Here is a 25,851-nt window from a genome sequence, read left to right as displayed (position 1 = left end):
TGCTTTTTGTTCAGCCAGAAAGATGAGATGGTCATATAAAAAGATTGCTGATTTATATAATCCAGCAATCTTTTTATAATAACCGTATTTCATTCTCTAAGCCATCTGCGCTATTTCTGTTCACCGTCGACATATCTCCCGAAATCAGGAACAGCTGTCTGATCAAATGTTTTTACTAATTTCTTCAGTCCTTCAGACAGTTCCTCTTCATACATTGGTTCTCCGTGCCCTGTTATTGCGATTGCAGGTTTTAAGGCTTCCAGCGTTTGAACCGATTTCTTTGCTGCTTCCCAATCTGTTGTGAAATATCGGGGCGGTCCGTGTATTTCTCTCTCCTGTACCATCACTTTATACAAGGAATCCTGTTTCACAGTAATAAAAGCATCTCCAGCAATCAGCATTCGATCGGATTCTCTATATAAGGAAACATGTCCCGGAGAGTGTCCGGGGGTGTGTATCCATTTCCAGCCAGGCATCTCTGGCACACTTCCATCAGCCGGGAGCTCCACTATACTGCTTCCAATGTCAATGGGCTCATTAGGAAACATGGAAGACGCTTTAGCAACCAGCCCGCCCTCCACACTCGGATCCGGCTCAGGATAACTCTTTTTTCCGGTCAGAAATGGAAGCTCCAGCTTATGGGCATAGACTGGGACATTCCAATGCTTCACTAAATCAACCAGTCCTCCCACATGATCAAAATGACCATGTGTTAAAATAATTGCTTTTGGCCTGCTGTTCTTGCCAAAACGTTCCTCTGTCACAGCTATAATTTTATCTGCTGATTTCGGCATACCTGCGTCAATCAATACAAAGCTTTTTGTTTCTGGGTCTTGTACGAAACAAATATTAACAATTTGGATGGTATGACAATAGATGTCTGGCAAAACTTCTGTCCCGGCACCGCTGTTCACAGATGTGGCCGGAATATATTTATAATCCGCTCCGTTCTGATTCATTTTTTTATCTCCTCCTAATATGCCATCGTTTAAATGAATACAATGATACCTTTCCTTTGCATTACATTTTTATCCCTTTTGGAGAAAGATTTTTATATTTTTTCTGGACAAAGGTTTATAGCTGTCCTGTTAAGCAATGCGTTTAAATAATTGTTTCCTCTGCTTAAAAGTTTCCATTATTTAACTAAAAATCAACCGAAGCTGAACCATCGAATTTTTTAAAAAATATGTTATATTAAAACAGAGAAAGGAGTTTTACCATGTCAAAAAAGATTCTGATGATTGCTCTGACATTATTAAGTGCAATCGTCTGTATTTTATTAGCTGCGCGACAGCCGACAGGTCCCAATACCATTTCCTATGATGATCTTGGCGGTTTATTTATTTCCATAGGGATGGTCGTCGTGTTATTTTTACCGCCCTTTCTTTTATCATTCTTCCATCATGTGGTGGTAAGAACTATTTCAGCAATTTATCAAGCCTTGATTGCCATTTCTTTTACCGGGCTTATTTTGGGAAGCTTTTTTGCATCGACGGGTGCGGCTGTTACGATTACAGCAATCATCGGCACGATTATAAGTATTGCAAGTATTTTTGTAACCCTTTATGCAGGAAAAACAAAAAATACATACAGCTTCTAAAATGGATTGGATAATTATCTTATCCATTTTTTTATGAAGAAAATTCTTTATTATAAGAAACATTTTTTCCTAAATTAAAACCAGGGTGCTGTTCATTTTTCGAACAGCACCCTGGTTCTATATAGATTATGCTTTTTCCTGTACAAGATTATCCTGTTGCAACTCCGGTTGTTCTTCCTGCGTTGTTCTGCCTCGTTTAATAAAGAATGACAAAATCAACCCGATAACTGCAAATACCGTAGATACCATAAAGGCATCATTGATTCCCTGTACCTGTGCAAGGTTAGCTGCATGGAGCATATCTTGCTGGTTTGCAGGATTAAAATGATTATCTGCAATAATACCTTCTATACTGTTTTTAGCCTGGTTCGTCATAACTGTTACTAAAAACGCGGTCCCAATTGCTCCTGCTACAGAACGTACAGTGTTAACCATTGCTGTACCATGCGGATGAAGCCTTTGCGGCAGTTGATTTAATCCAGCCGTCATAATAGGCATCATAATCATGGACATGCCGAACATACGAATGGTGTAAATAACAATCAGGTACGAATAGCTTGTTGTATCGGTAAGCTGTGTAAATAAATACGTTGTTACGACAGTTATCGCTAAACCGAAAACAGCAAGCGGGCGTGCACCAATTCGATCAAATACCTTACCAGTAATCGGCGACATAATCCCCATTACGATCGCTCCCGGCATCAACATCAAACCGGAGTTCATCGGGCTGACACCTAAGACATTTTGTAAATATAGCGGAATCAGCAGCATTGGAGCAAACATAGCTACCGTAATTGCTATATTAATCACCGTGGTCAGAGAAAAAATACGATCCTTGAACACCCGGAAATCCAACATAGGGACATCTGCCTTTAATTCACGTAACACAAATAAAATTAATCCAACAAAGCCGACGACTAATCCGGTGATTACTGTTGCATCTGTCCATCCGTTTGTTCCGGCTGTACTAAAGCCATATAGAATTCCGCCAAACCCGAGGGTAGATAGAATAACCGCTATTACATCAATATCCGGGAAGGTCTGTTTGGTAACATTTTTCAAGAAAACAGCTCCAAGAATAATTGTTAAAACAGCAATTGGGAAAATGATATAGAACAGTAATCTCCATGAGTAATGTTCTACTACAAAGCCGGATAATGTCGGGCCGACCGCTGGCGCGAAGATAATCGCAATACCAATAACCCCCATCGCTCCTCCGCGTTTTTCAACCGGGAACAGTGCCAGAACCACAGTTGTTAACAGCGGCATAATAATCCCTGCGCCGACTGCCTGAATAATACGTCCGGCCATCAATATAGGGAAATCTGGTGCAATCCCGCAAATTAATGTTCCCAGCGCAAATAAGCTAATTGCTGTTAAAAACAGCTGTCTTGTCGAAAATTTCTCCATTAAAAATGCCGTAATCGGAATAAGCACCCCATTAACCAGCATAAATCCTGTCGTAATCCACTGTGCTGTACTTTCTACGATATCTAAATCCTCCATTATCGAAGGCAATGCTACATTCATCAATGTCTGATTCAAGAGCGATACAAATGCGCCCAGAATGATAACAGCAAGAATGGGCCCTTTTTTTATATTGTTCATTGTTGATTCAGCCATAATACTTTCTCATCTCCTATTTCTTCTACTATTCTTTTTTCAACTAATTCCAGTCATTGATTTGGAAGATACAGCTTCACTTCACTTATTCCGCATAACGAAAGAAAAAGAATGTTAAAAATATCACATTCCAATCCTTTCTTCTTATTTACTTCACTTTTTAAAAACGGCTACACGGTCTGCAATGTTTTTAAAAATACTTCTATCCGATGCACAAGCGGCTGACATTCTTCTATCTCAGCTAAAAACAAAAGTAATGATTTAACTAAAAACGTTCTGGGTTTCTTTTCATGGATTTCTGCTTGTAAAGATTGCACGGCTGCAGCATACTCTTCTTTTTCCTCATCATACAGCGCCAATTTCTTTATTTTTTTCTCCAGTTCTTCCAAAAGCTGATTGATTTGCTGTTCTGGAGATTTCGGTTCTAAGTCTGCTTGAAAAGCCTCGTATTCTTTCATTTCCAAAGGTGTCAACACAGGTTCTGCCTCTGTTGTATTTTGTACGATCGTATCAAACCGCTCCACGACAAAACGGGCAACATTTTCAAAATCAATCTCCTTGTGATCTCGAAAAATCAAAGAAGTATACTCTTTTAATGTCCCCTGAAACATCAGTGCCAGATCCCAGATGTACGGCTCTACTTGGCTTCCATAAGCCTCCATAAAGCAATCCTTATACCAATTCATCATCGTGATTCGGATTCGTTTCATAAGCAAAGAAATTTTCGGATTGTCATGCGGAGGCAATGCTGTCAGTAACATACTCAAGTAATCTTTATTTTCACGAATCCCGTCAAACTGTACAACCACCTTTTGAATCAGCTTTTCTTTCGGAGGCAGGGTGGCATCCAGATTGAGATTTTCAGCCTGCTCCAGCATTTTCCGATGATTATGCCGGATAACCTGTATCAATAAGTCTTCCTTCGAATCAAAAAAATTATATAATGTTCCTTTGGAAATTCTGCAGTCATTAGCAATTTCCTGAACCGATGTGGCAGCATATCCTTTTTTAGAAAAAAGATGAATCGCGGATTGCATAATTTCTTCTTTTTTATCCATTATTTATCCCCTTTTTAAAACACATCTCTTCCGCTTTTTGCTTTCTGATATCCCTGTTCCTAAAAACAACTAGATCATATTACTGTTAGCTTTCTTTCATCCATATGACCACTAAGTCAAATTAGTACTATCAAGTCACTGACATATTATAATTGACCGTTTGGTTTTTTGTCAACTACTCAGTTCTATTATAATTAGACGAGAGGATCCCCAACCTCAAGGCAGGCTAACGTCGTAACGTCCTGGGGTTGCGATTACTCACCCCATCGAAAACATTTGTACGTCGGAATGTTCAGGGTGAAACCCAATGAGTAGGTGGGAGGTGAATTGCCTTTTTGCATTTACGAACATAAGTTTGCATGGTGTAATGTTCTTGAAAGACGCTCTTTGAAAACTAAACATAGCAGGTTGTGGCGAGAATCGTTGCTTTGCCACGTAAAATGTTCAAGCCAAACATGGCAGCCAGGACACACAAACATGTGAACCTCATATAGGCTGAAACGTAATTTCAGGAGGCAGGACCAATGGGCTAGCGAGGTTGGGTGTTTTTAGCACACCGATGTGTCAGCTCCACTGGCGGTTAATCGTCATCTTGAAAGTCGACACCCCAGAAACCCACACTTCAAATTTTTTAGAAATGAAGTCGCGGGAGTATTCATAAGTGAATAATTTATTTAAAAAGAGCCATACTTTTGCCAGTATGGCTCCTTAAAGGGAAACTTTCATCAAGGGGATGTTTTGTATCTCTCATTGAATATTTAGTTGAATGAATCGATTTAAATATACCTGCAATAAGCTAAACTATCCGCAGCGATTTCGTAATAATGGAAAACGCACGTGTAAAAGGAAAACCTTTCATAGGCACTATCTTTAAATCACCATATTTTATTTCTTTTTGAATCGCCCATTTCGAAAGCAGTGTAATACCTAATCCAGACGCAATGGATTCTTTGATTGATTGGGTACTGCTAAATTGCATCAATCGGGCAGGTTGAATGCCAGCCTTTTGAAAAAAGTTTTCCGTCGCCGCTCTCGTACCTGAACCATGTTCGCGCACAACCCATGTTTCATTTGCTAAGTCACTCAGCTCTATTTTCGCTTTTCGGTGGAACAGCTTATTTTCTGTCGAAGCAACGATAACCATTTCATCTTCTGCTAATTCCTCAATCATCATGTCCTTCCTGTTAAAATGTCCTTCTACTATTCCTACGTCCAGTTGATGCATTGCAACCAAATCGGCTATTTCAGCTGTATTTCCAATCGTCACAGCTGGTTCGATATCCGGATGTCTTTCCAGCAGGTCTGCAATAATTCTTGGTAAAACATATTCCCCAAAAGTGTAGCTCGCTCCAATGGCCAAGGGTCCATTCGCTTTATTCATCAAATCGTCCACTAAATGCTGCATGGTTGTATATAAGCTCAGTATTTCCTTCCCGTAATGATAAACAATTTCTCCAGCTTTATTTAAACGAACATATTTGTTGCTGCGTTCCAATAATCGTATACCTGCGCTCTCCTCCAATGTACGAATATATTGACTGACCGCCGGCTGAGTCATGTAATGCTCTTCCGCTGCTTTGGAAAAACTCTGTTTTTCTGCAACGGTTATAAATATTTGCAAATGCTTATCCATCTCTTCACCCTCTTTCCTCTCATTTCTATTATAACAATTTACTTATCCTATTTATTATAATAAATTATTTTCCTTATGCATTTATGTTGGCTATTCTATAAGAAGGAGGTGCTTTTATGACTTCACAAGCATCACATCGAATAAAACAAAAGCGTTTAAATTCTGCAAAAAAATGGATTGGTGGTATTGTATTTACCTTTTTTATTGCCTTGCTCGGGTTCTTCTTAGCAAAAGTTCCTGGTTTTAACCATGCTGGGCAGCTCGCCTGTGCCATCATTATTGCCATCATGTACAGACAATTTTTTGGTTATCCGGAAGCGCTGCGTTCTGGAATTACGTTTTCATCTAAAAATCTGCTCCGCTTCGCTATCATTTTGTATGGATTAAAACTAAACATCGATACCATATTGCATGACGGGCTCGGACTCCTTGTACGTGATGCGTTTATTATTCTTTTTGCAATCAGTGTGATGATCTGGCTTGGCAAGGTATGCAAAGCCGATAAAAATATTTCGCTCCTGCTCGGAATCGGGACAGGAGTTTGCGGTGCTGCCGCCATTGCAGCTGCAGCACCAATTATGAAGACAAAGGATGAAGATACTGCCATCAGTGTCGGGATTATTGCAATGCTGGGCACCGTCTTCGCACTTGGATATTCCTTATTGCGTCCTGTCTTACCATTAACCGCCTTGGATTATGGAGTTTGGTCGGGAATCAGCCTGCATGAGCTTGCCCATGTAGCTATTGCAGCAGAACCGGCTGGAGAAGATGCATTAGCCATTGCATTACTTGCTAAATTAGGCCGTGTATTTTTACTTATTCCTCTTTGTTTTATTCTTATTTATATGATGAAAATCAAAACAAGCGAATCTCAAACACAAAATAAAATTGATTTTCCATGGTTTCTGCTTGGTTTTATCCTAATGAGTCTTATTGGCAGCTATGTGCTTGGAGACACCATTCCTATATCCGAAAATGCGATGGAAGGGATCTCCGCAGCAACCACATGGATATTGACAGCAGCTATGGTCGGACTTGGATTGAATGTCAACCTTAAAGACTTGCGGTCAAAGGCTTTAAAACCTTTGCTGGCAGTGACTGTTACATCTGTTTTCCTTTCCATTATTGCTTACTTTATTATTTGAATACGTTATAAAATGAAAATTTACTCAGCGAGAGTTTCGTTTTATGTTATGATAAATGAAAAAAACAATGGAGGTAACTGACATGTCCATGGAAATTATTCTGATTGCTGTTATTGCTGTTGCTGTTATTTACCTGTTAACGTTACGAAATAGAGATAAATCCACTAATGGACAAAGGAAAGAGCTGCAATCTCCAGAAGAAATTCTACCCGTAATTCAGCAAAGACTTGAAGCAGGTGAGGATAAAATTAAATTGATCAAGTTTGTCCGTATAGAAACCGGACTGGGGTTGAAGGAGGCAAAGGATTTCGTTGAGGGAAATTATAAAATGAATCCTTCCATTGATACAGAGCTTCAAGAAAAAGTACAAGAGATGCTTCAATCAGGGGCAGGGAAAATTAAAGCTACAAAATACGTTCGGGAACAAACGGGATTTGGCTTAAAAGAGGCAAAAGATTTTGTTGATAACGTTGAAAAAGAAGCAAATATGTAATCAAACAAATCAATATAAACAGGGCAGCTCATATGGGCTGCCCTGTTTATATTGATTATTTTATTTCTTTTTTACGAAATTTAGCAAGTACTTCATAAACAATCGGTACAATAACAAGTGTTAACAGTGTAGAGCTTGTTAAACCGCCAATAACCGTAACACCAAGGCCTTTGGAAATGAGACCGCCGCCTTCTGCTCCAATTGCAAGCGGGATAAGCGCTCCAACTGTCGCAAGAGCTGTCATCAGAATTGGACGAAGCCTTGTCGAACCAGCTTCCAGTAATGCTTCTCTGGTAGAAAGTCCTTCCTTCTCCTGATGGATAACGCGGTCAATCAATACAACAGCATTGGTTACCACAATACCAATCAGCATCAGTGCACCAATCATTGCAGAAACACTAAGTGGCTCGCTAGCAATCCATAACGCAACTAAGCTTCCTATTACTGTAAATGGCAGGGAGAATAGAATTGCAAATGGCGCCAATGCCCCGCCAAAGGTAACAACAAGTACAAAGTAAACAATCGCTATAGCTGCCAGCATTGCAAGCCCAAGCTGTGTAAAGGAATCATTGATTTCTTCTGTTACCCCGCCAAATTCTACACTCACACCACTCGGCAGGTCTAATTCGCTGATTTGCTCTTCTACTTCACTAGACACTGCGCCAGCATCATTTGTGCTTATATCCGCTGTAAGAGATGCATACATTTTGCCATCTCTGCGGTCAATGGTATCCGGTGATTTTTCCTCTTTTACATCCATCACTTCTCCAACTGTAACAGTTGTTCCTAATGGAGTTGGAATCTCAATATCCGTTAAATCATCTATGGAATTATATTCTCTTTCTTCTGTCTCTACATAGACATTAACGTCTTCCCCGTCATGTTTCACGGTAGTAAGAACCGGCGCCTCACCAGCATCACTTAGATTCATGCCAATTTGAGCTGCTGTCAGACCATATTGGCTTAATTTTTCCTGATCTGCTACAAGTGTGTATTGGTCATATGCTTCAGACATACTGGATTCAGCTTTCTCTAAATCGTTGTTGTTTTCTAAAATAGGTAAAACCTGATTAGAAGCACTTTGGATATCCTCCAGATTATCACCGAAAACATACAGCTCTAATCCACTGCCCATGCTGGCAAAGTCCATACTCTTCCATTCGCCGTTTTCCGTATCTTCATTCAGCGCGTCAATCACTTTAGCAGGCTCTTCACTGAAATTCTCAAAATCATCATCATACTCAATAAAGAACAATGCGGAATTATCTCCGCCCGCCCCCATCATACTCGTCATCGGGTTGCCGCCGCCAAGAGAATACTGATACGTAGTGACACCTTCCCGGTCACTTAAGAAGCTTTCTGCATTACTTGCCGCTTCTTCTGCTTCTTCTTGTGTTTCTCCTGGTTCAGGACTATACGTAGCCATGATCATTTTTTGTTCCTCATCCGGCAGGAAGCTTACGCCAATAACCGGCAAAAGGAATAAACTGAGTACAAGCACAAGAACAGAACCGCCAAAAGTAACTAATTTATGATCTAAGACCCAATTTAATATACGCTTATAAAAACGTGCTAACTTATTTGGCTTCTCTTCATGTCCGTCAGTTTCTTCAACTGTCTTACTGTTTAATTGCTTTTTATATAATGAATGAGCAAGCATTGGCACCACGGTTACTGCAACGAGTAAAGAGGCAGCAAGCGCAAAGACAACAGCAAGTGCAAACGGCATAAATAATTCTCCGACCTGTCCGCTGACTAAACCTAGCGGCAGGAATACAGCTATGGTTACAACTGTTGAAGAAAAGATTGGAACAAACATCTGTCTGGTTGCTTCACGTATCAAATCTTTTCCGCGCAGCTTTTCACCCGGTAAAGCCATTCTCCGGTAGATGTTTTCCATAACAACAATGGAATCATCAATAACCCTTCCGATAGCTACGGTCAACGCCCCCAGCGTTAAAATGTTCAAGGTAATATCCATTTGCTGTAACAGGAATAAAGCCATTAATAAAGATAATGGAATAGAAATAATGGAAATCAATGTCGTTTTGATACTTCTTAAAAATAGCAGAATTATAACGACAGCAAAAATAATTCCAAAGAGAGCCTTGCTCAGCATGGTATTCACTGATTCTTCAATCGGTTCTCCCTGGTCAAATGTAGATGTTACCGTAAGTCCTAATTCATCTTCAAATGTTTCTGCTTCAGCTTTCACTCCATTTACCACATCTACCGTATTCGCATCGGCACTTTTCACGATTTGAATACCAATGGAGTCCTCCCCATTCGTCCGGGAAATAGATTCTGCTTCACCAACCACTTCAATATCTGCAAGTTCGCCAAGCTGTACGGTTGGCATTTCCGCCGGTAACTGCTGTCCTGCCTCAGCTTGATCTGGCATCTCATCACCAGCTGCCTCTTGGTCTGGCATTTCTGCAGATGGATCCATATCTTGTGCTTGCCCATCCTGTTCCGGCATTCCTTCAGGAGGCATCATGTCTTGTTGTCCGCCAGCATCACCAGATGGTACTGCCGGAATCTCAAGCTCCTTTAAATCGTCCACTGAAGCAATATCTCCATCGATAACCACATTTTTTACGTCTTTATCAAACGTGGTTAATCCAAGTGGAAATGTAATATCAGATCCTTGAATAATTTGTTCAATCGTATCTTGGTCCAGTCCATATTCATTTAATGCTTCTTCATCAAATTCGATATTAACCTCGTTCATCTGCTGTCCAGTAACTTGAACATCGGAAACCCCTTCGATGCCTTCCAGGGCTGGTACAACATCCTGCTCGACGCTATTGGTCAATTCTTCTAAACTATGCGCATTGTCACTAATGCTTAAAGCCATTACCGGCAGTGCATTGATACTTAACCTGGAAACCTCCGGATCATCTGCTCCTTCAGGCAATGAAAGATCAGACAGCACTTCTGTTACTTCCTCTGCCGCCTTATCCATATCCTTATCAAAGTCAAATTCTAATTGAACGGATGACATATTTGCCATAGAAGAGGAAGTAACATTTTCTACCCCTTCTAAATTTTGTACTCGCTGTTCAATCGGTTCGGTTACCTCATTAACAATCTCATCTGGAGCCGCTCCAGGATAAGTCGTCATAACAGAGACATTCGGCATTGTAATATCAGGCATTGTTTCTTGTTTCATATTTAAGCCTGCAAATAACCCTGTAATAACTACCATAATCGTAAGAATCCATATGGCAAATTTGTTATTAAGGGAGAAATTAATAATCTTCTTCAAATCGTACACCTTCTTGTAATAGTATGTTTTCTTTTTAAATTCACTTGTTCAATTTTTTGTCCTGTTCAAGCTAAACGGAGATAAAGGAATCAAAAAAACAATGTTAGCTTGTGTTCAGGAATTTTCACCGCTTATCCTTGTTCATCTCCCTTGTATAATCCTTTTTTAAGTAAATTCATTTCAAACCGATAGTTATTCATAGCGTCTTCGAATGTATTCTGTTTGGCAAAATGCTTCATTAAATTGTGGAAGGTTACCGCCATAATAATTTCCATGATATGAATAACTTCCTCATCATTGGAAATATTCAATTTTTCCTTATCAATAGCTGTTACAATTTCCAAAAAAGGCTTCCCAAACCGCGATTCACTAAAATCACTAAGAATTTTATTCTCCATCTGGTAGTCCATATTTAAAAATACATTTCTAAAAAAATCACGATTTTTTTGCACCTGAAATTCTTTTTGCATTTTTTGAAAAGTCTCCATAAATGCTTCAAATAAATCACCGCTATTTTTCTTCAGAATAGCAATAAATTCCTCACTGTTCACTTTCATCTGTTTTTCTAATAAGAAATAAAAAGCATCCTCCTTTCCATCAAAATACTGATAAAAACTTCCTCTTGGTATGTCTGCATTCTTAATAATATTTGAAACGGATGCTTTATTTAACGGCTTATTCGAAAACTCTTTTTTAGCTGCAGCAAGTAAATTATCCTGTTTTTCTTTCGGCAAATTGTAAAAAGTCTGTTTCGGCATAATCCCCCTCCTCTAATATTATGACACTTTGTCGCATCTAGACTTGATTAATGTTATTTGATAAATAATTTAATGTCAACTTTTAAGGCGACACCTTGTCACTTTAAAAAAACTGGGCTTAAATCAAATTGATGAAGATTCCTCTCTGATTGGGATATGATATATTAAATAAAGAAGCTAGAAGGAATTCAATTAGAAGTCTTAATAAACGAGGTGTGTATAATTTTGAATCCAATCAAAAAAGTATATGGATATATAACAAGGTGGAAGGACAACAAAATAGAAGTACTTGTATTCCGGCATTCTAACCCAGCAGCTGGAAGACAGATACCCAAAGGGACAGTGAAAAAAGGAGAAGACACGATTCATGCGGTCATTAGAGAAATGAACGAAGAAACAGGTTTGAAAAAGTTTAAAGTCGGAGCATTGATTGCAGAAGATTTTTGGAAAAATAATGATGGGGCGGTTCATCATAGGTTTTTTTATGAGATATATGTAACAGAAACTCTTAATGAATGGGAATATCAGCCAACAGGCGGCGGGGAAGAAAAAGGGCTGACCTTCCATTACTTTTGGATTTCTTCCAAAAACGAAACAGAGCTCGTCCGAGGGCATGGAGATTATTTAGATTATATTTTTTAACAGAAGGCTTTTTATAGACACATGTTAATATGTTTTCTCAGAAACTTCCAATTTATAATAATGCTCTTATCGACTATCTGACTTCTTCCTGCTGTTTTTCTTTGCATAATACGTCCATGGAATACACAATCCAAAATAAAGCGATGACTAAAAACGCATAGAGGGTCCTTTTATTATCTGGTATAAAAATAATTAAAGAAATAGATATGAGTAAAGACGGCGGCATAAGTATCCAATAACGTTTATTTTTAAAAGTATTCATAGCAGCCCTTCTCCATTAAATCAGAAATCCAGCCCGAAAAACATGATAGCATTTCCATCATTACTTCTTCTCAACAAATCTAGTTTTTTAAAAGAAGCCGCTTATTCAGAACATATGAATCAAGCGGCTTTCTCTGTAAACTTATTCTGCATCAGCAACTTTTACCAGCTGCTTCCCTATATTATCTCCGGAAAATAGTCCTAAAAACGCATCTGGAATCGCATGGAATCCTTCCTGAATGGTCTCTTCAAACTTCAATTCACCATTTGAAACTGCTTCTTCCAATGCCTGATAGGCTTCATCATAGTGGTCGGCAAAGTCGCCTACCAGCAAGCCCTGCATTTTCACACGTGATTTAATAAGGAATTGTTGCACGCGCAGGCCAATATCTTTCTCTCCTTCTTCTAAATTATAGGCAGAAATCGCGCCGCATACAGGTACACGGGCGAACACATTTAATAACGGCCAGACAGCATCTGAAATTTCACCGCCGACATTCTCATAATAGACGTCAATTCCATCTGGACATGTTTCTTTCAACTGCCCGCTGACATTTCCTTTTTTATATTCAACAGCTGCGTCAAGCCCGAGTGTTTCTGTAATATAAGCAGCTTTTTTCTCTGATCCGACGATTCCTACAACTCGTGCTCCTTCTTTCTTAGCCAGCTGTCCCGCGATTTGTCCGACAGCTCCTGCTGCCCCCGATACAACAACGGTCTCTCCCTTTTTTGGCTCGCCAATATGCATCATGCCGAAATAGGCGGTGAGTGCAGGCATTCCCAACACGCTTAGAGCGCTTGATGGACTCATTCCTTTTGTAGTTACCTTTCTCACCTTATCATTTTTGACCACATTGTATTCCTGAAAATCGAGCGTACCAGTTACCAGGTCGCCCTTTTCAAAATTACTGCTGTTGGATTCGACCACCTGGCTTACTGCTGCGCCCTTTAATGGTTCCCCTACTTCAAAAGGAGCTGCGTAGGATGGACCATCAGACATTCTCCCGCGCATATAGGGGTCTACCGATACATACAACGTTTTTAGCAGCAGCTCTTCTTCTGAAGGTTTACCGATTTCTGCCTTTTTAAATTGAAATGTATTTTCATCCGGCAGCCCATTTGGACGCTCTTGTAGTATTAATTGTTCTTGTGTCATCCTTATTTCCTCCTTCATCTTTACTGTTAACAAAATAAAAATTAACCTTTATGTACCTTTTCCTTTCTCTCTAAAAGATTAAACATAACTTTTTGTTTATTTCCATGCAAAAAAGCTTGTTATTATGTACAATGAAAATTTGACAATTAATTTAAATAGGGAATTGTAAATAGAGAGAGAAAGAAGGGTAGCGTTTTGAAGTCTCAAAGATTAACTCCTGCTTCTTTTTTATTGGCAGGGATTATATTTCTATTATTATTCGGCGTCATCGCCTGGGGTGTATATTTTGAAAGCAATTGGATCCGTTCCTTTGATTTATCATGGATTGAGCGGATTCAGGGAACAATTTCTGAAGGAAAAACAGCTTTTATTATGTTTATGACAGAGCTGGGAAGCATGAAAGCTGTTATCGCCATGACAATTATTATTTGTATTGTCCTCTTTTTCAAGCGTAAATTTGCAGAAGGATTATGGTTCGGCGGTACGATTCTTGTCTGCGCAGCAATCGGCGGAAAAGTATTAAAGAAAATCGTTGACCGTGATCGTCCTAACTTCTTACAACTTATTGAAAAAACAAACGAAAGCTTCCCGAGCGGACATGCCACAGCTACAACGATTTTTTATGGTTTTATCGGGATGGTACTTATTCTTGCAGTTTATCAAATATGGAAAAAAATAATTATCGGCTTTATCACACTTGCTTGGATTGGTTTTATATTATTTACGAGAATTTATTTAGGAGTACATTTCCCTACAGATGTGCTTGCCGGATTTTTATATGGTTTAGCTGCAGTATTTATTTCCATAGGCGTCTATTTACTTATTCGGGAGCCGCTTCGTCAGCTGCTCCGAAAACTTCATTTAGCTGATCAAAGTCAGGCTTTTAAAAGATCGAGATAGTACGAAGAAAGGCATCCGTATGAGATACGGATGCCTTTCTTTTCGAAATTTGCGGCGAAAGAACATGCAGTTCACATCTGCATATCGTACGTTGTCTCTCGGCTTACGCAAATCAGCTCATCGCAAAATAAAGTATAGCATGGTTTTGGTTAAAATACCACGCTTATTTTTTACCTTCCAGCTAGAAAAGTTTTCATCCCTTCATCTGCTGAGCTGTTAATTATTCCTTTTCTGCCATTCCTTCACATAATTCAATCTTTCTTTAAATTTTTTCTCATTTCCTTGCTCTGTCGGGTAATAGTACTGCTGTCCCTCTAACGAAGGAGGTATCGTTCGCATTGCGGTTAATTTATCTTTTTCATCATGCGCATACTGATAACCCTTTCCATAATCCAGTTCTTTCATTAGCTTTGTCGGTGCATTTCTTATTTGCAAGGGTACAGGTTCATTAATCGATTCCTTTACATCCTTTTTCGCTTTTTGCCGCGCTCGGTACACGGCATTTGATTTGGGCGCCAGTGACAAATAAATAACTGCTTCGGTAAGATGGACATCACATTCCGGCATTCCGATATAACGACAGGCTTGAAATACATCCGTGGTAATTGTCAGTGCACGTGTATCAGCTAAGCCGATGTCTTCACTCGCAAAGCGAATCAGCCTTCTGGCAATATAGATTGGATCCTCTCCTGATTCAAGCATTCTGGACATCCAATAAATCGCGGCATCGACATCACTGTTCCGCATCGATTTATGAAGGGCAGAAATGATATTATAATGCTCTTCGCCACTCTTATCATACAGAAAGGAAGTCCGGGTAATCAGCTGTTCCAGATTCGACTCGTTGATATAGAAGCCTTCAGCATTTGTGCCGCTATTTAACACCGCCATCTCTAACGTATTTAAGGCACTCCTTGCATCTCCATTTGCAAACTTTGCAATCGCCTCTAAGCTTTGTTCGGTTATATGAATATCCTTATCTCCAAATCCATACGGATGGGTTATTGCATTCTTTAAAAGGTTTACAACATCAGCTATTTCCAATTGATTTAAAACAAACACCTTACTTCTCGACAGCAATGCTGCATTTACTTCAAAGGAAGGGTTCTCCGTTGTTGCCCCGATTAAAATAATACTGCCATTTTCGACATAAGGCAGAAAAGCATCCTGCTGCGCCTTGTTGAACCGGTGTATTTCATCAATAAAAATAATGGTTTTTTCACCGAAATCGCGTCTTGATTCCGCTTCCTTCATTATATTTTTGATATCCTTGATGCTGCTGTTTACTGCAGACAGATTAATAAATTTTGATTCTGTCTTATGTGCAATAATTTCAGCCAACGTTGTTTTGCCAACGCCAGGCGGCCCCCAAAAAATAATCGAAGTCACCTGATCATTTTCGATAAATTCACGCAACACCTTCCCTCGCGCCAATAAGTGCTGCTGACCGACAAATTCATCCAGTGTTCTGGGACGGACACGGCTGGCAAGCGGGGAATTTCTTTTATTATCCTCTCCAAAAAGCGATTCCTGTTTCATTGGACTCACCTCTCATTTCAGCAAATTGATTGTTACGGAGTAATTATATTTATTTTAAACGTCTAAACTTTAAAGCTTTCGTCTTCGTTATTTGAAGTAATCAAAACTGTCAAAAGAACATTTGTTCCATTATAACAAACGTTTATTTATTTGCAAAGCTTTTAAAAACAAGGAAGAAATATTCGTTACAGCCGCAAACAGCCCGATTGAGCTAACTGCCAGCGGTTTTAACAAAATGCGTAAGCGCATTCTGCAGTCATCATTTTATCTCCGATTAGAAGCTAACTGCCTTTATGCTATAATAAAACAAAGTATTTACTGAAGGAGGATGACATATGCTTTTTGTACAAATCTTTTTGATTATTATTATCGTTGTCGGAATAATCTATTTATTATTTTTACGCAAAAGAAATAAATTCAATCCATCCCATTCACAAAGAGATCCTTTCGAGGTTATTTTAGAAGCCACTGAAATGCTTGAGGATAATAAAAATAATGCGTCACCTTTAAAATTTATACGAATCATGAAATATGTACGGCAAGAAACCGGTATGGGCTTCTTCGAATTAAAAAGATATGTAAACAACTCGACCTCCCCCTATCTGAAATTAGAAGATCCAGAGGTTGTAAGCCATTTAAAAGATATGCTTGAAAATAATAAGGATGATCATCAGGCTGTAAAGTATGTGCAGGATCGCAGCGGGTTAAATTTCGAAAAAGCAAAGGATTATGTTGATAAATTTAAAAAGGCGGATATATAAACTAAAAAAACACTTGACCTGAAAACGATATCAGAAAGTACACTCAAGTTAGAGAACAATCCGGCGGCATGCGGCATAGATTTTGGATATTGATATGAGTGTAACTGAAAAGGCATGATCGTATCATATACCATGATTTTTGCCGGGCCCGGATTGTTTTTTTATGTTCATGAAAAGCAGTAAACATTCTCGAGACGTTGCTGCTTTTCATCCTTTTTTATCAAACCGTTGACCTTTCCATTAACTCCGTTGAAACTTCTTTATGGGAAATCTCTTCAGCTATGGCCTGTTCAAACAAAATCTGCCCGATAGAATACAGTGGGATATTAACGGAAGTAATTTGCATAGCACGTGCTATCGGCTGATCATCAAAGCCAATAACCGCTAAATCACGCGGAACCTTGAGTTCATAGTTTGAACTGGAAGTAATTATACCCGCTGCTACTTGATCACTTGTCGCTAGAATAGCTGTAGGACGTTCCTGAAATGCAGCGATTTCTCGTAAAATACGTTCCCCATCTTCTATATTGAGACATTTTTTAAAGATATAATCTTTGTGAAAAGGGAGACCTTTTAACTTTAAAAAATCACGGTAGGCACGTTCACGCTGACTGCTGTTTGCCCCCTCCAGCCGATTGATAGAAAAACCAATTTTCCGGTGTCCATGCTCATACAGGTACTCCAGGGCCCTCATAAAACATGCATAATGATCGATAAACGTATAACTCAACGGCGTATCTTCCCCATTTTCAAATAGAACAATGCTGCCATATTGCTGATAATGTTCCACTGTTTCTAAAGATATTTTTCTGGAACAAATGATCAAACTGTCAATTTGCTTTAGCTTTAACATTTCTAAAGCTTCTTTCTCCTGATGCTCGTCATACCCAGTCTGGTACAGCACCAGCTTATATTGATGAACAGAAGCTGCCTGTGATATCCCTTGAACCAGCTGTGAAAAATACGGCACATCTAAAAATGGCAAAACAATACCTACAAGATGCGTCTTTCCTTTCTTTAAATTAACCGCATTAATATTCGGAATATAGCCTGTTTCTATAATTGCTTTTTTCACAGCCTCTGCTTTTTCCTTTTTGACATAAGGATGATTATTCAGTACGCGCGAAACCGTACTGACAGATACACCTGCAGCTTTCGAAACATCATGAATATTTGCCATCTCCCTGCCCCCTGCCTGCTACAGATTTACGCTTCGATATGATTGATATACGTTGTTTCGTATGAATCTCCCGTTATTATTAAACAATTTAATCTTCCACCATAAGCACATGCTCCGTCGATATCAATTTTTTTATTCCCAAAAAATATGCTATTGTCATTTTTGCCGTGAAGATACTGTGTCGGTGTATGACCATGCACGACGGTAAAATCGTGAGGATGGTCAAAGCCTAAAAATTCTTGACGAATCCAGATTTTATCAAAATCGGGCGTCTCCTTCCAATCATCCAATGCTGGGTCAATACCTGCATGAATAAAGAGATGGTTTTCCGTTTCATAATAATACGGCAGATTAGATAAAAATTCTAAATGCTCGCTATCATCTTCTTTGATTTTTTCCTTGGCAGCCTGCAAATGCTCCCCTGCAGTATTACCTGAAAAAAAGTCTTCTCCCACATATGATTCTATCGTATCCATCCCGCCATTGATTAAATAACGCCGTTCCTTATCTGGATTGTTGCTGAATATACACTCCAAAAACATCTGATCATGATTTCCCCGCAAAGCAATAGCTCCCTCTTCTGCCAGTTTCATAATATAAGCAACCGTCCGCTTTGGCTCAGGACCTCTGTCGATATAGTCTCCCAGAAGGATAAGCTGGTCTTCTTTTGGGTTATAATGATTTAATTGCAATAGCTGCTCAAGCTCATGATAACAGCCATGAATGTCGCTGATGGCAAGGATTCTTTTGTTTGACATAATAAATCACTCCTCTTTTCGTTTGACATTTTTTCCATGGTGTTTGAATAGCTGTTATTACAAATCTGCCTCCTGGTAAACATTATATTATGCAGAAGGCTCGTTTACATGGCCTTATAATAAATGATCCAATTCATCTTTTTTAAATATGGCTTGAGCGTTATATTCATCCGTGAAATTCTATTCCTCCCAGCTCATACCTATTCTTTCTGACTATTTTATACTTTTTTTGAGGCATCTTCTAGAATAAATCCTCCATTCTCTACAAATACAAAATATCTCATTCTATTATACCCTTATTTAACTCCAGATAAATCTGTAATAACAAAGTGAATAGCACCTTTTTTACTGCGCAAGTGTAAATAATGTGATCTCTCTTTATTTTAATACCGTTTACGTTAAGCGGAATTATCTTCCTCCAAATAATATCGAATCAATCGGGGTAATCTATAGCTATCCAGATATAGAAAAACGGAGGGACTTTGATGAATAAGTTATTTATGATACTCGTGTTGATTGGACTGCCGCTTTCCATCATCGGCTCCATCTTTCATTGGTCTGCTATCATCATGTTTATCATCTATTGCTTGACGATAATTGCTTTAGCCGGCTTTATCGGCAGGGCTACGGAAAGTTTAGCAATCGTTTTAGGACCGAGAGCTGGGGGATTGTTAAATGCAACCTTCGGAAATGCGGTTGAACTTATTATTTCTATCTTTGCATTAAAAGCCGGACTCATCGGAATCGTACTGGCTTCATTAACAGGTTCTGTATTAGGGAACTTACTGCTTGTCGGCGGGTTATCCTTTTTTGTCGGCGGACTGAAATACAAAAGACAATCCTTTAGTGTGCACGATGCGCGCCATAATGCCGGTATGCTGATTTTTGCTGTGATTGTTGCCTTTGTTATTCCAGAAGTATTCACCCAATCGCTGAACGAACGTGATACGATGATTGTCAGTGTTGGAATAGCTGTTATTTTAATCGTGTTATATTTGGCAGCATTACTATTTAAATTCGTTACCCACCGTGGCGTTTATCATTCAGATAACGAACAAAATGAATCGAAACAGGAGGAAGAACCTGAATGGGGGAAAGGCAAAGCAATTGTTATTCTGGCACTTGCAACGGCTGCTGTTGCTTATGTTTCGGAGCATTTAGTATCGACATTTGATACTGTCGGCGCGGCATTTGGATGGTCTGAATTATTTATCGGGATCATTATTGTAGCAATTGTCGGAAATGCAGCAGAGCATGCATCAGCGATTGTCATGGCTTATAAAAATAAAATGGACGTCGCTGTTGAAATAGCCGTTGGTTCCACCCTGCAGATCACAATGTTTGTTCTGCCGATTCTTGTTTTGTTATCCCTTTTCTTTTCCACATCGATGCCGCTTGTCTTTACATGGCCGGAGCTGATCAGCATGGTGACAGCTGTATTTTTAATGATTACCATCTCGAATGATGGGGATTCCAATTGGTTTGAAGGGCTTACTTTATTAGCTGCATATGTGATTATGGGCATCGGATTTTACTTTATCTAAGGTTCGTAATAGAAAATACGCATATTACAGCCAGTGGCCTTATTATATAAGAACACTGGCTATTTTACATAGAGAATACCTGTTTTCTAAGTAATCCATTCTTTTAAAAATAATATACATCCGAGTCTATATGGTAAATGGCGGAATATAACGCCCGTCTATATCTGTAAATCCATACTCCTTCGCTAATTCTCCCCCTCGGAACACCTGCCCGCTTTTCTCCATCACATTTGGATCAGCTGCTAATGCTGCAATTCCTCTTCCAACATAGTATGGTGTTTCTGTTTGCTGTAAATCATCCGCTTCCCTCCAGTTTTCTTCGTCTGCACCATGATATTTCAATACGAGCTCGGTCCGCATAAATCCGGGAGAAACAGCAAGAACAGCAATATTATCCGCTTTTAATTCGATAGATAGCCCATAGGCCATTCGCACCAACGCATTCTTAGCTAAATCATAATAAAATTGGCCAGTGTATTTGCCATGATCCCAAAACGTTGTATGAATGATCAAAGCCTGTTTATTTTCTCGAAGCAAGGGAACAGCAAAGTGATTGACAGCCAGTTGCGCTCTTACGCCTGCTGTAAACATTGTATCCCAATTTTGCAAGGTCAGCTCCCAAAAAGGTTTTCCTTCCACACCCAAGTCATGTGCGCCCCAAACATTATTTATCAAAATATCCAGCTTTCCCTGCTCTTTGCGAATTTGAGAAATCACAGCCTCTGTTTCTGGATCTTTCGTATGGTCGCACTGTAATGCAATTGCTTTTCCACCGGCAGCTTCTATTTCTGAAACCGTGTCATTAACGGTCCCCGGCCAATGATTCGTAGATGCTCCCCGAACACTGCGGCCTGTGACATATACGGTTGCACCAGCTTTCCCCAGTTCTACAGCAATACCGCGTCCGGCTCCTCTGCTTCCGCCTGTGACAAGAGCTACTTTTCCATTCAATGTTTTCATTCTCTTCCACCCTTTCTTCCTCAGATATTTTCATTATACAAACTAATTCTTGACATCTATTGTCATATTTCATTTAATTAATATAATTCATTAGAAGAAAGGTGATGTTCATGCGAGGGGACCGTTTCATATCCATTCTTTTATTGCTGCAGTCGTATGGTCGAATGACTGCTAAAGAATTATCTAAAAAGCTGGAAGTCTCCGAACGGACAATTTACAGAGATATGGAGGTTTTAAGCGGCTCTGGCATTCCCGTTTTTGCTGATCGCGGCAAAAATGGCGGCTGGTCTTTAGTTGATGGGTATCAGACTGATTTGACCGGCTTAAAGGAATCGGAAATACGCGCTTTATTCGTGCCGGCAGCTCCTCAATTACTGGATGATTTAGGATTAACCCGTACTTCTGAAGACGCCAGAAACAAAGTTATCGCATCCCTGCCTGCAGCTTATCGTGAAAGTGCAAAGGATGTATGGAGCCGCATTCATATTGATACCAGCTCCTGGCGGGGAACAAAAGAAAAAATTGCATCCTTTGAGGTTCTGAAAAATGCAATATGGAAAAATAATAAATTGAATATCCTCTATCAGCGTGCAGACGGACAAACCAATCATTATATCGTACAGCCGCTGGGACTAGTTGCGAAAGGAAGCAGCTGGTACGTGATTGCCGCAAAGGAAAATGGAGATATCCGGAATTATCGCGCTTCACGAATCCAGTCTGCTGTGCCAAGCAAAGAAACCTTTGAAAGACCGGTTGATTTTGATATTGCAGCATACTGGAAAAACTCAAAACAAGCATTTATCAAGGCCTTGCCGACTTATGAGGTATGGGTAAAGACTTCCAGAGAAGTGCTGCCGAGACTTTCCTTTTCAACTTATTTTGTACGGATAATAGAGACTGCATCTACTGACGAAAAAGGATGGACACACGTTAAATTAGCTTTTGATACAAAAGAAGAAGCAAAGCGATTTCTTCTTGGATTTGCAGACCAAATGACCATTACGGAACCAGAAAGTCTTCATGCAGAAATTCTTCGGATGGCTGAGGCCGCTGTTGCACATTATAAGAAATAAACGATATTCAGTAATATGATTTATTCACCTTCTGACAAAATATAAGACAAACTCTACCAGAATTGATAAACTACTTTACATGAATCTAAAAGAACGGAGAAAATGCTATGGAAAATATTGCTCTAGTCAGTATTGTTGTTATTATTGTCGTTGGTATCTTCTCGCAATGGCTGGCTTGGCGAATTCAATGGCCTTCCATTGTTATCATGTCCATTGCCGGTCTATTATTGGGACCTGTGCTTGGGTTGTTCAACCCGCAGGACGCATTGGGCAGCCTGTACAGTCCATTGATTTCGCTTGCTGTCGCCATTATTTTATTTGAAGGCAGCTCCAGCCTCGATGTCCGGGAAATCAGAGGCGTATCTAAATCCGTATTCCGGATCGTTACGTTCGGTGCTTTCATTGCCTGGATCGGCGGAGCACTCGCTGCTCATTTTATCGCAGGCTTGAGCTTGGAGATATCTTTCATTATTGGCGGTTTATTTATTGTAACCGGACCGACTGTTATTCTGCCTTTGCTGCGGAATGCAAAATTAAAACCGCGTACGGCAGCTGTTCTTAAATGGGAAGGAATTATTGTTGATCCATTCGGTCCGCTGCTTGCATTATTTGCTTACGAAATTATTAAGGTACTTACAACAGAAAGTCTGCATGCAAATTACTTAATTCATTTCTTTCTCAGTGCCATTATTGCCGTTATTCTCGGCTATGTGATCGGCATGGTGGTCAGCTTAATGATCAGCAAAGGCGTATTTCCCGAGTACCTAAAAACACCGATTATTATATCCTTTCTCCTGCTTTGTTTTACCGTAGCCGAGGTTATTATGCATGAAACTGGGATGCTGGCTGTTACCGTCATGGGATTAACAATCGGTCGTACCAAACATTATGTATCCTCTATCGGCCATGAAGTCAGTCACTTTGTTGAAAATATTTCTGTTCTGCTGACATCCACTATTTTCATTTTACTGACGGCTTCTTTAACACGGGAGACAATCGCGGAGATGTTTACCTGGCCGATTATCGGCTTTGTTCTTGTCATGTTATTTATTGTACGGCCTTTATCGATTTGGCTCTCTACTATTGGCACAGAGCTTTCCAATTCTGAAAAAATGCTGATTGGCTGGATTGCACCGCGGGGAATTGTTGCTCTGTCTGTTTCCGGTTATTTTGCAACCATTCTGCTGAATGACGGGCATGAAGGGGCTGCTATGCTGACAGCTTTAACCTTTGCGCTTGTATTTATTACCGTATGCGCGCATGGCTTTTCACTGCGTCCAATTGCTAAGGCGCTCCATCTTGCCAATGACACCGCACCAGGCGTTCTATTAGTGGGGGCAAACAGCTTTTCCATTGCATTGGCTGCTTATTTACAAAAGATGGATTTACCTGTATTAATCAGTGATTCTTCCGCCACACAGCTGCAGCCTGCTGTAAACAAGGAAATCCCTGTTTATCACGGACAAATTCTGGCAGAGCACAGCGAATATGAAGTAGACCTGACACCATATGAGACCATTCTTTCTTTAACTGGAGATGCTGCATTTAACATACTAGTCAGCCAATCCTATGCACCTAAATTTGGTCATAATCATACATTTACCCTTACCAGCAACAACTATAAACAAGAGGGCTCGAACAAAATTCCGTTTGCAGGAAAAGGACATCTCCTGTTTCATGAAGATGCTGTATTTACCGAATTAAATAAGAAAATCAATACAGGCTACACGATACAAGAGTTCCCATTAAAACAAAAAGGAAAGCTTGAGAAGGAGCAATTGCCGGAAGATACGGTTCCACTGTTTATCAAAAAGAAGAACCATACCATTCAGCTGATTACGTTAAGAAGTAAAATAATGTTAGATGAAGAGGATCAGCTTGTTGTTTTACAGAAAAATAAGCATACTTAAATGGGACAAAGCCTCGCTGAAATGATGATACTTCATCTATCAGCGAGGCTTTTGAAATACATTTTTCGTTTATATCGATTTATTTATGATTGGAAATATTCATCTTAACAACTAACTCTCGGTTACCCTCTAAATCAAATTATAGCTTCTCCCCATTCGAAGCAATCACTTGCTTATACCAATCAAAGCTTTTCTTTTTCGAACGTTTTAAGGTCCCTTTTCCTTCGTTATCACGGTCTACATAAATATAACCGTAACGTTTTTTCATTTCGCCGGTGGAAGCACTGACAATGTCAATCGGACCCCAGCTGGTATAGCCGATGATATCCACGCCATCTTCTATTGCTTCACCCATTTCAGCGATATGCTCCTTTAAATACTCTATACGATAGTCGTCGTCAACGGTACCATCAGCGTTTAATTTGTCAATCGCGCCAAGTCCGTTTTCCACAACAAATAATGGCTTTTCATAGCGGTCATACAGCTGATTAGCCGTAATGCGGAAGCCTTTTGGATCTATTGTCCAGCCCCATTCGGATGCTTTCAGATATGGATTGGCAACAGAAGCAAATACATTTCCATCTGTGATATCCTTTAAAATTTCCGGATCAGTGCTTGTTGTTCTGCTGGAATAATAGCTGAACCCGATATAATCCACTGTATGATTCTTCAATAGCTCTGCATCATTTTCTTCCATATCGATTTTCAAACCATTGTCCTGGAAAAAGCGTTTTGCATAACCAGGATAGTGCCCGCGGGATTGAACATCAATAAAGAAGAAGGATTCCCGGTCTCTTTCCATTGCTTTGGCAACATCGTCTGGATTAGAAGTGTACGGATACGTTGTACCTGCTGCCAGCATACAGCCGATTTTAGCATCCGGGATAATTTCATGCCCGGCTTTTACAGCTAAGGCACTTGCGACGAGCTGATGATGCGCTGCCTGATATTTGATTTGTAACTCATTTTCGCCTTCATCAAACACTAATCCGGCACCAACAAATGGAAGATGCAGGAGCATGTTTATTTCATTGAATGTCATCCAATATTTCACTTTATCCCGGTAACGTGTGAAAATCGTTTTTGCATAGGTTTCAAAGAAATTCACAAGCTTGCGATTTCTCCAGCTTCCATAGGCTTCAATTAAATGTACCGGCACATCAAAATGAGCAATGGTTACCACCGGTTCTATGTCATATTTCCGCATTTCATCAAATAAATCATCATAAAATTGAAGACCTGCTTCATTTGGCTCTGCATCGTCTCCATTCGGGAAAATACGCGCCCATGAAATCGAAACTCGTAATGCTTTAAATCCCATTTCCGCAAACAAAGCAATATCTTCTTTATAGCGATGGTAAAAATCAATGGCTTCATGTGACGGATAAAATTCGCCTTCAACAGGTTTTAATGAATCCACTTTTCCTGTCATGACCTGCCAGCGCTTTTCTCCCGTCGGCAATAAATCAACCGATGTTAATCCTTTTCCATCCTCTAAATAGGCACCTTCTACCTGGTTCGCAGCTACCGCTCCGCCCCATAAAAATCCTTTTGGAAATTGTGTCATCATAAAAACTCCTTTGTTTAGT

General features: G+C 39.7%; 22 protein-coding genes. 9 read left to right on the top strand and 13 right to left on the bottom strand.

Annotated elements, in window-relative coordinates:
* Positions 1 to 110: 110 nt before the first annotated feature.
* The gene (locus tag MKX55_RS07500) at positions 111 to 959 is read right to left on the bottom strand and encodes an MBL fold metallo-hydrolase (RefSeq protein WP_339237297.1); all 849 of its coding nucleotides are present in this window, start codon (positions 957 to 959) and stop codon (positions 111 to 113) included.
* A 260-nt stretch (positions 960 to 1,219) separates the two neighbouring features.
* Here MKX55_RS07500 and MKX55_RS07495 point away from each other — a divergent pair, with 260 nt between their 5' ends.
* Positions 1,220 to 1,600 carry a hypothetical protein gene (locus MKX55_RS07495; RefSeq protein ID WP_339237295.1) on the top strand — a complete coding sequence of 127 codons (381 nt, stop codon included), beginning with the start codon at positions 1,220 to 1,222 and terminating at the stop codon, positions 1,598 to 1,600.
* Between the two features lie 126 nt (positions 1,601 to 1,726).
* On the opposite strand, the gene MKX55_RS07490 is transcribed toward MKX55_RS07495, so the two are convergent.
* From MKX55_RS07490 to MKX55_RS07480, 3 genes are all read right to left on the bottom strand, one after another.
* A complete protein-coding gene (locus tag MKX55_RS07490; RefSeq protein WP_339237293.1) occupies positions 1,727 to 3,223 on the bottom strand; it encodes a DHA2 family efflux MFS transporter permease subunit in 1,497 nt (498 codons plus the stop codon).
* Between the two features lie 170 nt (positions 3,224 to 3,393).
* Positions 3,394 to 4,281: a TetR/AcrR family transcriptional regulator gene (locus MKX55_RS07485; protein ID WP_339237291.1), complete on the bottom strand. Its 888-nt coding sequence runs from the start codon at positions 4,279 to 4,281 to the stop codon at positions 3,394 to 3,396.
* 796 nt (positions 4,282 to 5,077) lie between these two features.
* Positions 5,078 to 5,914 (bottom strand): LysR family transcriptional regulator, encoded by an 837-nt coding sequence (locus MKX55_RS07480; RefSeq protein ID WP_339237289.1) that lies wholly within the window; start codon positions 5,912 to 5,914, stop codon positions 5,078 to 5,080.
* A gap of 116 nt (positions 5,915 to 6,030) precedes the next feature.
* On the opposite strand from MKX55_RS07480, the gene MKX55_RS07475 reads away from it, so the two are divergent.
* Together MKX55_RS07475 and MKX55_RS07470 are read left to right on the top strand one after the other, a co-directional pair.
* Positions 6,031 to 7,059, top strand: coding sequence for a putative sulfate exporter family transporter (locus tag MKX55_RS07475; RefSeq protein WP_339237287.1), 1,029 nt, complete (start codon positions 6,031 to 6,033; stop codon positions 7,057 to 7,059).
* 82 nt (positions 7,060 to 7,141) lie between these two features.
* The gene (locus tag MKX55_RS07470; protein ID WP_339237285.1) at positions 7,142 to 7,552 is read left to right on the top strand and encodes a ribosomal protein L7/L12; all 411 of its coding nucleotides are present in this window, start codon (positions 7,142 to 7,144) and stop codon (positions 7,550 to 7,552) included.
* 55 nt (positions 7,553 to 7,607) lie between these two features.
* On the opposite strand, the gene MKX55_RS07465 is transcribed toward MKX55_RS07470, so the two are convergent.
* Both MKX55_RS07465 and MKX55_RS07460 read right to left on the bottom strand, forming a co-directional pair.
* Positions 7,608 to 10,820, bottom strand: coding sequence for an efflux RND transporter permease subunit (locus MKX55_RS07465; protein WP_339237283.1), 3,213 nt, complete (start codon positions 10,818 to 10,820; stop codon positions 7,608 to 7,610).
* A 131-nt stretch (positions 10,821 to 10,951) separates the two neighbouring features.
* Positions 10,952 to 11,578, bottom strand: coding sequence for a TetR family transcriptional regulator (locus MKX55_RS07460; protein ID WP_339237281.1), 627 nt, complete (start codon positions 11,576 to 11,578; stop codon positions 10,952 to 10,954).
* Between the two features lie 225 nt (positions 11,579 to 11,803).
* Here MKX55_RS07460 and MKX55_RS07455 point away from each other — a divergent pair, with 225 nt between their 5' ends.
* Positions 11,804 to 12,220: an NUDIX domain-containing protein gene (locus MKX55_RS07455; RefSeq protein WP_339237278.1), complete on the top strand. Its 417-nt coding sequence runs from the start codon at positions 11,804 to 11,806 to the stop codon at positions 12,218 to 12,220.
* A gap of 73 nt (positions 12,221 to 12,293) precedes the next feature.
* On the opposite strand, the gene MKX55_RS07450 is transcribed toward MKX55_RS07455, so the two are convergent.
* On the bottom strand, positions 12,294 to 12,482 hold the full coding sequence (locus MKX55_RS07450) for a hypothetical protein (RefSeq protein ID WP_339237276.1): 189 nt from the start codon (positions 12,480 to 12,482) through the stop codon (positions 12,294 to 12,296).
* Positions 12,483 to 12,623: 141 nt separating this feature from the next.
* On the bottom strand, positions 12,624 to 13,637 hold the full coding sequence (locus tag MKX55_RS07445) for an NADP-dependent oxidoreductase (protein ID WP_339237275.1): 1,014 nt from the start codon (positions 13,635 to 13,637) through the stop codon (positions 12,624 to 12,626).
* Positions 13,638 to 13,832: 195 nt separating this feature from the next.
* Here MKX55_RS07445 and MKX55_RS07440 point away from each other — a divergent pair, with 195 nt between their 5' ends.
* Positions 13,833 to 14,537: a phosphatase PAP2 family protein gene (locus MKX55_RS07440; protein WP_339237274.1), complete on the top strand. Its 705-nt coding sequence runs from the start codon at positions 13,833 to 13,835 to the stop codon at positions 14,535 to 14,537.
* Positions 14,538 to 14,753: 216 nt separating this feature from the next.
* Here the strand turns inward: MKX55_RS07440 and MKX55_RS07435 are convergent, their stop codons facing one another.
* Complete coding sequence (locus tag MKX55_RS07435) at positions 14,754 to 16,076, bottom strand: replication-associated recombination protein A (RefSeq protein ID WP_339237271.1); 1,323 nt, start codon at positions 16,074 to 16,076, stop codon at positions 14,754 to 14,756.
* 335 nt (positions 16,077 to 16,411) lie between these two features.
* On the opposite strand from MKX55_RS07435, the gene MKX55_RS07430 reads away from it, so the two are divergent.
* Complete coding sequence (locus tag MKX55_RS07430; RefSeq protein ID WP_339237268.1) at positions 16,412 to 16,837, top strand: hypothetical protein; 426 nt, start codon at positions 16,412 to 16,414, stop codon at positions 16,835 to 16,837.
* 220 nt (positions 16,838 to 17,057) lie between these two features.
* Here MKX55_RS07430 and MKX55_RS07425 read toward each other — a convergent pair whose 3' ends face one another.
* Together MKX55_RS07425 and MKX55_RS07420 are read right to left on the bottom strand one after the other, a co-directional pair.
* Complete coding sequence (locus MKX55_RS07425) at positions 17,058 to 18,017, bottom strand: substrate-binding domain-containing protein (protein ID WP_339237265.1); 960 nt, start codon at positions 18,015 to 18,017, stop codon at positions 17,058 to 17,060.
* Between the two features lie 26 nt (positions 18,018 to 18,043).
* Positions 18,044 to 18,775, bottom strand: coding sequence for a metallophosphoesterase family protein (locus tag MKX55_RS07420; protein WP_339237262.1), 732 nt, complete (start codon positions 18,773 to 18,775; stop codon positions 18,044 to 18,046).
* A gap of 485 nt (positions 18,776 to 19,260) precedes the next feature.
* Between MKX55_RS07420 and cax the strand changes: the two genes are divergently transcribed.
* Positions 19,261 to 20,319 (top strand): calcium/proton exchanger, encoded by a 1,059-nt coding sequence (gene cax / locus MKX55_RS07415; RefSeq protein ID WP_175297043.1) that lies wholly within the window; start codon positions 19,261 to 19,263, stop codon positions 20,317 to 20,319.
* 126 nt (positions 20,320 to 20,445) lie between these two features.
* Here the strand turns inward: cax and MKX55_RS07410 are convergent, their stop codons facing one another.
* Positions 20,446 to 21,279 carry an SDR family NAD(P)-dependent oxidoreductase gene (locus MKX55_RS07410; RefSeq protein WP_339237260.1) on the bottom strand — a complete coding sequence of 278 codons (834 nt, stop codon included), beginning with the start codon at positions 21,277 to 21,279 and terminating at the stop codon, positions 20,446 to 20,448.
* 104 nt (positions 21,280 to 21,383) lie between these two features.
* Between MKX55_RS07410 and MKX55_RS07405 the strand changes: the two genes are divergently transcribed.
* Entirely contained in the window at positions 21,384 to 22,352 is a 969-nt protein-coding gene (locus tag MKX55_RS07405) for a YafY family protein (RefSeq protein WP_339237258.1), read from the top strand.
* 107 nt (positions 22,353 to 22,459) lie between these two features.
* Positions 22,460 to 24,262: a sodium:proton antiporter gene (locus MKX55_RS07400; protein WP_339183707.1), complete on the top strand. Its 1,803-nt coding sequence runs from the start codon at positions 22,460 to 22,462 to the stop codon at positions 24,260 to 24,262.
* Between the two features lie 139 nt (positions 24,263 to 24,401).
* Here the strand turns inward: MKX55_RS07400 and MKX55_RS07395 are convergent, their stop codons facing one another.
* Positions 24,402 to 25,832, bottom strand: a complete 1,431-nt coding sequence (locus tag MKX55_RS07395) for a 6-phospho-beta-glucosidase (RefSeq protein ID WP_339237255.1) — start codon at positions 25,830 to 25,832, stop codon at positions 24,402 to 24,404.
* Between the last annotated feature and the right edge of the window lie 19 nt (positions 25,833 to 25,851).

The sequence above is a fragment of the Oceanobacillus sp. FSL W7-1281 genome, assembly GCF_037969835.1.
GTDB lineage: Bacteria > Bacillota > Bacilli > Bacillales > Amphibacillaceae > Oceanobacillus > Oceanobacillus oncorhynchi.
The sequence above is the reverse complement of the archived record's forward strand: the minus strand, read 5'-3'. Positions and strand labels throughout refer to the sequence as shown.